Genomic DNA, 6,850 nt, shown 5'->3' on the forward strand with positions numbered 1-6,850 from the left:
GCGTACACCGGGGCGGCGGCGCCGTCGGGGCCCCAGCCGCCGTGGGGCAGGGCGACGAGGGTGCCGCACACGGCGAGGGCCGCGACGCCGGCGAGCGCGGCCCTGCTGTGCTGCCTGCGCCGCATCAGGTCGGTGGGGCGGGCCTGCAGCGAGCAGGGGTCGAACTCGGGGGACTCCAGCAGCGCGTAGTGGCCGGGCACATGGTCGGCCTGGCGCAGCGCGGCGCCGGGGTCGGTCACGCCCGCGGCCGTCAACAGTTCGTGCACCACGGGGTCCGGGAGCCGTTCCAGGCCGCGCAGCGCATAGGCGGCGCGGGCCGGCCCGGACAGGGACGCCAGCCGCTGGTCCAGGGCGAGTTCGTCGGCGCCGCCCGAGCGCGGGAACAGCCGCAGACCCCACACCGTGGGCAGCAGCGGCGGCAGTTGGGCGCGTTTGGGCCACACCGTACGCCTCAGCGGCCGGCCCGCCTCCAGCGCCGTACGCAGCACCTGGAGCCGTACGAAGGCGTACCCCGGGTCGGTCTCGCGGCCGCCCGGGTGGACCGGGGCCCCGGACGCCGACCGCCCGCGCGGCAGCGCCCGCTGCACGAGCGCGTGCGCGCTCAGCACCCGCCGCTGCCGCCCGAGCCCCGGCGGCAGCACCAGGTACGCGAGCCGGACCAGCCGCGGGTAGTGCTCGACGAGCGCGGCCTCGGCCCGCTCGACGTCGACGACCGGCCCGGAGGAGGACGAGTGGTGCGGGGCGACATCCTGTGACTGCACGCCCAGCCAAACGAGCGGGACGCCCGTTGGTCACCGCCGCCCCGTGGACTCAGTCCTCCGGCTCGGTCAGCAGCCGGGCGTAGTTCGCCATCGACCGCTGGTACCGGGGCAGATGGGGTGCGAGGGCGCCGAGCACGAGGGAGAGCCCCTCGCGGTCGCGGCCGAGACCGGACAGGCACAGGGCCAGGCACGCCCGGACCGCGTCGTCCAGCTCGTCCGACGGCGCGTCCAGTTCGGGCGTGAGCAGTTTGACGCCCTCCTCCGGCTCCCCGATGTTCCGCAGCGAGCTGGCCAGCTGGATCTTCGCCCGGCGGCCCCGGTAACCGCTCAGCCCGCGGGCCAGCGCCTCCCGGTACAGCGGCACCGCCAGGTCCGAGCGGCCGGTGGAGTCCCAGGCGCAGGCCCGCTCGAACGGGCCGAGCGGGCTGCCGTCCGGCAGCTCGGCGGCAAGGGCGTCGATCACCGCCCGGAACGCGGGGGCCTCGTCCTCGGAGCAGTCGTCGAAGCGGGCCCAGGCGGCGGCCACACGGTCTTCCCAGTCCTGGTTCACCGGATCACCTTCGCACGCGCGTGCCGTCGCGGGCCACCGCATTGAGTGCTGGGCGCCTTTGGGCCGTATCGGAGGGTGGCCCCCGCGCGGGGGTCTGTGCGGCATGCTCGTCGGGCGTGCCGGTGGGAACCGAGGGCCGGAAGCGACCGGAGGAACAGATGAGGGTGACCCGACCGATGCTCGCGGTGGCCGGGGCCGCGGCGGTGCTGGCGCTGGCGGGGTGCGGCTCCGGGAGCGGCGGGGAGGCGAAGGTGCCGCCGACGGCGACCGGCAGCCTGGAGAGCCTGGCCGCCGAGGTGAAGTGCGAGCCGGACATGCAGACCGACGCCGACACGATCCGGCAGGCGATCTGCACCAACGCCAGCGGCAAGTTCGTCCTCGCCACCTTCTCCACCGACCGCGGCCAGCGCGAGTGGATGAACGACGCCAAGGACTACGGCGGCTTCTACCTCGTCGGCCGCAAGTGGGTCGCCGTCGGCGACAACAGCGTGGTCACCGCGTTGCGCGGCACCCTCGGCGGCGACGTGGAGGTCGGCACCGACCACAGCGCCCACGGCGGCTGAGTCCCGCGCGCGGGGCGCGCACACGGCGAAGGCCGGCGGCGGGATCTCCCGCCGCCGGCCTTCTTCACCGGGTCACCGGCCCGGTCGCGTCACTGGCAGTTCCGGCCCGAGTTGATGCAGTTGGCGATCTTGTTCGCCAGGCCGCCCTTGGTGATGTTGATGAAGTCGTCGTGGTCGGTGTGCGCCTTGTGGAGCTGCTCCGGGAAGCCGTCCACCGCGTACGCGTTCTTCACCGCACCGTTCTCGATCGTCGGCCGCGGCACGTCGTAGACCAGGCGCATCGTCAGCTGCGGGATCCGCTTGAAGCCGTTCTTGCAATTGCCATTGGCGTCGGCGAAGTCGATGTGCGTACGGTGGTTGGCACTGTCGGTGTTCTGCCCGTCCCAGCAGCTCTGGAAGGCGAACGTACGGACCATCCTGCTGCCCTGCGGACAGATCGGGTACTGCTCCGTCAGCTGGACCTTGTTCTCGAAGCCGGTGCAGCTCCAGTGCGCGTTGGCGTTCGCCAGACCGTTGGTCGTGGTCTTGGCGTCACCGGTGATGATGCGCAGGAACTGCGGCATCGGGACGACCTTGCCGGTCGGGCTGCCGACGTACTTGATCTGGGCCTGGAGCGGCTTCAGGATCCGGCCGACGTTGCCCTCCTTGCCACCGCCGTCCGCGTCCTGGTCGAAGGCCTGCGAGCCGTCCTGGACGCGGACCACCGGCCAGTAGTACGACGACAGGTCGTTCTTGTTCTGGCAGCTGGTGCCGCCCTGCAGGAACGTGTCGTTGCTGGCGAACGCGTCGATCTTCTGGTTGCCGACGTAGTCGTGCAGGTGGTGCGCGCCGTTCTTCACGCCGGGCGCCACGATCACGTTGTCGGTGTTGTGGTTCCCGTTGGCGTTCACACCGCAGCGCGTGGTGAACGAACCGGTCGAGGCGTTGCGGTTCTTGCGCGGCTTCGGCGGGACGTTGGGCTGGACCGTGGTGATGTCGACGAAGTCCGCCGCGACCGGGCCGTTGCCGGCCTGACCGCCGATGCCTCCCTGGCCGTTGTCGCCCTGCTGACCGTCGTTGTCCTGGCCACCGTTGTCCTGGCCGCCCTGCTGACCGTCGTTGTTCTGGCCGTCCTGGCCGTCCTGGCCGTCCTGGCCGCCGCCCGCGGTCGTCTGGTCCGCGGGGGTGCCGGTGCAGTTGGCGAGGTTGTCCAGGTCGCCGGGGGCGTTGCCACCCGCCCGGTTGATCTCCAGCTTGATCCGGTCGATGATCACCTTCCGCCGGTCCTTCAGCGGGCCCAGAATGGAGTTCTGGACGAAACTCGCGTCCCTGGCCTGGGCGTCCCGTGTGGTCGCCAGACGCTGGTAGGCGTCGGTGATCTGGCGGTCGAGCGTGGCGAGCTCGCCGTCGACCTCCCCACGGGCCTGCTGCGGCACGTCGGTGAGCTTCTGGCCGATGTCCGGGCACGAGATCGTCGCGACCTGCGCGCTCGCGGCCTTCGTCTGGTTGCCCCACGCGTTGTTCTTCGACTCGTGCGCGGAAGCGTAGTAGTTCGCCCAGACCAGCCCGCCCCCACCGAGCGCTAGGGCCGCCGTCCCGGCTATGACCTTGGTGGCCAGCGGCATACGGCGTTTTCGTGTGTTGCGTCCCATGGAACTCCTCTGACTTCCTTGCGGGGCAGCATCGAGGCGCCCGACAGGAGTGAAGCGGCTCCCTTCCATACGGACGCGGTCCCGGGAGTGTTCAGCCGACTCGCGAATTGATACGGGTTTCTTGGGCCGAACGCGTTTCAACTGCCGCTTCTACACGGTCAGTTGCTCCTGCCTCACCTGAAGTGGTCAGCGGCCGGAGGCTCCGAGCACCCTCGCCTCCAGCGCCGGATCGAGCCCCTTGAGGGTCCGGTCCGGGCGCTGCGGTGCCGTGCCGCCGATGTCCTGCAGCCACGTCCAGGTGTCGGTGACCGTTTCGGTGACGGGGCGGCAGTGAAGGCCGGTGGCGAGGGCCCGGGAGACGTCGGCACGGTGCAGGGCGTTGTGGGCCTCGCCGGCCGGCGGTACCCAGACAGGGAGCTGGGTCCACGGTTCGATGCCGGCGGCCAGGATCGTGTCCGGTGCGGTCCAGCGCAGGTCGGCGTCCGCGCCGGTGGCCCGTACGCAGGCGTCCAGGAACTCGCCCATGGTCGTGTGGCCCTGCGGGCTCAGCAGGTTGTACGGACCGTTCAGCTCCCGCTCCACCGCGCCGAGGATCCACGCGGCGAGGTCGCGGGCGTCGACGTACTGCAGAGGCAGGTCGCGCGGCCCGGGCGCGAGGACCGGGCCGCCGCGGGCGATCCGGGTCAGCCACCACGGCAGCCGGCCGACGTTCTCGTACGGCCCGAGGATCAGCCCGGCCCGGACGAGCACCGAGCGGTCCGTCCCGAAGGCCTCCACCGCCGCCAGCTCGCCACCCCGCTTGTCCCGGAGGTAGTCGGTGGCGTCCGCGTCGGGCCGTGCGCCCTCGACCAGAGGCGCCTGTTCGGTGTAGTCGGCGGGTGGGGCCCAGGCGTACACCGAGCAGCTCGACACGTACACGTACCGCCCGGCGCGGTCCCGCAGCAGCCGCGCCGCGTCCCGGACCGCGCGGGGCGCGGCCGACCAGGTGTCGACGACGGCGTCCCACTCGCCGTCCGTGAGCGCCGCGAGCCCCTCGGCGGCGGTGCGGTCGCCGTGCGACGACCGCACCCCGGCCGGAGGTTCGTGCCGTCCCCGGTGGAAGACGGTCACCTCCCAGCCGCGCCGGAGGGCCGCCTCGGCCACGGCCCGTCCCACGAACTCCGTACCACCCAGCATCAGAAGTCTCATGCCGGTGACTGTGCCCTGCGCGGTCGTGGGACGGAACCGAACTCTGCCGAGGGCAGAGTTCGGGGCGGGCGTCAGCCCACCTTTTCGATCAGCGCGCGGCGGATCAGGAACTTGCCGGGCTCGCGGACCTCCTCGAAGGCCGCGTCGTTGAGCAGGACGCAGCTGCCGGAGACGGACGTGACCTTCACCGTGGTGGACTTGTCGTTGTCCAGGTTGGTGACCTTCAGCGTCGTACCCGCCGGGAACTGGTTGCTGGACGCCGCAGGCGCACCGCCCTCGCCCGAGAGGGTGACGGTGGAGCCCTGGCACACCTGCTGGCCGGACGCCGCGGCGCCACCGCCCGCGTTCCCGGCGTCGCCGGCCTGCTGACCGCCACCGTCCGGCTGACCGGCCTGTCCACCCGCCTGCTGGCCGGCCTGCTGACCGCCCTGCTGCCCGGCCTGGGAGCCCTGAGCCGACTCCCCCGCCGTGCACCCGGACGCGGCCTGCTTGCGCTTGATCTCCTCGATGACCGCCTCGCGGTTGGCGATCCGCGCCTCGGACTGCGCGTCCGGGTTGGCGCGTTGGTCCTCGATGAACTTCTGGTTGTTGCCGAGTGCGGTGGCGAGCCCCTGACAGACCACCGAGTCACCGGCGGACAGGGTCCGCGGGCCGTCCGGCTGCGCGGCGTTGGACGTGGCCGCCAGGGCGAAGGCCCCGCCTCCCGCCACCGCCGCGGCGCTGACCAGCAGCGCGACCTTCTTCTTCGTGCTGAGAGTTCTCCTGCGCGACATGCGCGCCTCCTCCAAGAGGTAGGGGAGCGTACGCCGCTAGGTACGAGATGCCGGACGAGGTTGCTCAGCGGTCGCGGGAGCCGGCCGGCGTAACCTGCGTCACAGCCGGGTCGGCGAGGGCTCACTTCCGCCCGAGCGCGTCCCGCACCGCCTCCTCCGTCCGCGCCACCACCGCCGTGCCGTCGTCGGCGGTGATGATCGGCCGCTGGATCAGCTTGGGGTGTTCGGCCAGCGCCGCGATCCAGCGGTCACGCGCACCGGCGTCCCGCGGCCACTGCCGCACCCCGAGCTCCTTCGCGATGGCCTCCTGCGTCCGGGTGATGTCCCACGGCTCCAGCCCGAGGCGGTCGAGCACCTCCCGGATCTCGTCCTCGGTCGGCACGTCCTCCAGGTAGCGGCGGACGGTGTAGTCGGCGCCCTCGGCGTCGAGCAGGCTGATCGCGCTGCGGCACTTGGAACAGGCCGGATTGATCCAGATCTCCATGCGTCCAAGGTATCCACAGGTGTCCACCGGACGCCCCCGCCGCCGCCCGCACACGGCTCCGACGGAACGGCCTGTTCGAATTTCTGGCGCCTCGCGCACCTCGTGCGAAGCAGCTGTGACAGGACGCCAATCAGTCGTCCGACCTGCATATTCACGGGCTCCGTGGACCCCCTGATGTCAGCGCCGGGCAGTAAACTGGAAGCAGTGTTCGAGAGCGCCGCGGGAAGCCTTCCACGGCGCTCCCACCGGACAGGAGGATGCCTGTGCCCGCTACCGCACTGAAGCCGAAGCCGCTGCCGACCCAGTCCACCGCGAAGCGTCCCGTCCTGCTCGACCTGCCCTACGAGCCCGTGCACAAGCGGCCGTTGCCGGCCGGGCGTCCGCGCGAGTGGTACGTCACCCACAACCGCCGCCTGAAGGCGATGCGCCTCGCCATCGCCCTGCTCGACTCGGGCGTCTACCTGCCGCACCAGGCCCGCGACGAGACGATCCGCAGCACCGCGGAACTCATCGGTATCCACCCGCCGTCGGACACGACGTGCCACATGGTGCGGGCGCTGATGCGGTACTCGCGCTGAGCCGGAACCGCCGGGTGCCCCGCGGGCGCGGGGTGCCCGGTGAGTCCTGTCCTATGCCGCCAACTCCTTCTCCAGCGGTGTCCGGAAGCGCGGTGTGACCCTCGTCGGGCCCAGCAGGCTCCGCAGGCTCTCCGCCTGCCGGGCGATCGCCGTCTCCGCCTCCGCGCCCACCCCCTCCCGGTCCAGGATCCGCCAGACGATCTCGCCGTCGGGGCGCTGGGCCCAGGCGCCGATCACCCGGCCGTCCCACCACACCGTCGGGCCCACGTTGCCGCTGCGGTCGAACAGGGAAGGCCACAGCTCCGGCGGGAGGTACCAGTCC

8 protein-coding genes and 1 pseudogene are annotated in these 6,850 nt (G+C 72.0%); 2 read left to right on the forward strand and 7 right to left on the reverse strand.

Annotated elements, in window-relative coordinates:
- Together C1I97_RS27625 and C1I97_RS27630 are read right to left on the reverse strand one after the other, a co-directional pair.
- A pseudogene (locus tag C1I97_RS27625) lies at positions 1-761 on the reverse strand (hypothetical protein); the annotation flags it as partial.
- Between the two features lie 49 nt (positions 762-810).
- On the reverse strand, positions 811-1,353 hold the full coding sequence (locus C1I97_RS27630; protein WP_111005862.1) for a tetratricopeptide repeat protein: 543 nt from the start codon (positions 1,351-1,353) through the stop codon (positions 811-813).
- Between the two features lie 116 nt (positions 1,354-1,469).
- On the opposite strand from C1I97_RS27630, the gene C1I97_RS27635 reads away from it, so the two are divergent.
- Positions 1,470-1,874, forward strand: a complete 405-nt coding sequence (locus C1I97_RS27635; RefSeq protein ID WP_181446947.1) for a hypothetical protein — start codon at positions 1,470-1,472, stop codon at positions 1,872-1,874.
- Positions 1,875-1,963: 89 nt separating this feature from the next.
- On the opposite strand, the gene C1I97_RS27640 is transcribed toward C1I97_RS27635, so the two are convergent.
- The 4 genes from C1I97_RS27640 to C1I97_RS27655 form a co-directional block, all read right to left on the reverse strand.
- Positions 1,964-3,505, reverse strand: a complete 1,542-nt coding sequence (locus tag C1I97_RS27640) for a DUF1996 domain-containing protein (protein ID WP_111005864.1) — start codon at positions 3,503-3,505, stop codon at positions 1,964-1,966.
- Between the two features lie 186 nt (positions 3,506-3,691).
- Complete coding sequence (locus C1I97_RS27645) at positions 3,692-4,693, reverse strand: SDR family oxidoreductase (protein ID WP_111005865.1); 1,002 nt, start codon at positions 4,691-4,693, stop codon at positions 3,692-3,694.
- Positions 4,694-4,764: 71 nt separating this feature from the next.
- A complete protein-coding gene (locus C1I97_RS27650; RefSeq protein WP_111005866.1) occupies positions 4,765-5,466 on the reverse strand; it encodes a hypothetical protein in 702 nt (233 codons plus the stop codon).
- 121 nt (positions 5,467-5,587) lie between these two features.
- Positions 5,588-5,950, reverse strand: coding sequence for an arsenate reductase family protein (locus tag C1I97_RS27655; RefSeq protein WP_111005867.1), 363 nt, complete (start codon positions 5,948-5,950; stop codon positions 5,588-5,590).
- A 263-nt stretch (positions 5,951-6,213) separates the two neighbouring features.
- Here C1I97_RS27655 and C1I97_RS27660 point away from each other — a divergent pair, with 263 nt between their 5' ends.
- On the forward strand, positions 6,214-6,528 hold the full coding sequence (locus tag C1I97_RS27660; protein WP_111005868.1) for a hypothetical protein: 315 nt from the start codon (positions 6,214-6,216) through the stop codon (positions 6,526-6,528).
- A gap of 51 nt (positions 6,529-6,579) precedes the next feature.
- On the opposite strand, the gene C1I97_RS27665 is transcribed toward C1I97_RS27660, so the two are convergent.
- Positions 6,580-6,850 (reverse strand): DNA glycosylase AlkZ-like family protein (locus C1I97_RS27665; protein WP_146608311.1); only part of this gene is annotated, 271 nt, incomplete at its 5' end.

This window comes from Streptomyces sp. NTH33 (assembly GCF_003236365.1).
Lineage (GTDB): Bacteria > Actinomycetota > Actinomycetes > Streptomycetales > Streptomycetaceae > Streptomyces.

Bases quoted from the DNA above. Each gene is read 5' to 3' on its own strand.
- C1I97_RS27645 (WP_111005865.1), bottom strand. From the start codon at position 4,693: ATGAGACTTCTGATGCTGGGTGGTACGGAGTTCGTGGGACGGGCCGTG.
- C1I97_RS27630 (WP_111005862.1), bottom strand. From the start codon at position 1,353: ATGCGGTGGCCCGCGACGGCACGCGCGTGCGAAGGTGATCCGGTGAAC.
- C1I97_RS27635 (WP_181446947.1), top strand. From the start codon at position 1,470: ATGAGGGTGACCCGACCGATGCTCGCGGTGGCCGGGGCCGCGGCGGTG.
- C1I97_RS27650 (WP_111005866.1), bottom strand. From the start codon at position 5,466: ATGTCGCGCAGGAGAACTCTCAGCACGAAGAAGAAGGTCGCGCTGCTG.
- C1I97_RS27655 (WP_111005867.1), bottom strand. From the start codon at position 5,950: ATGGAGATCTGGATCAATCCGGCCTGTTCCAAGTGCCGCAGCGCGATC.
- C1I97_RS27640 (WP_111005864.1), bottom strand. From the start codon at position 3,505: ATGGGACGCAACACACGAAAACGCCGTATGCCGCTGGCCACCAAGGTC.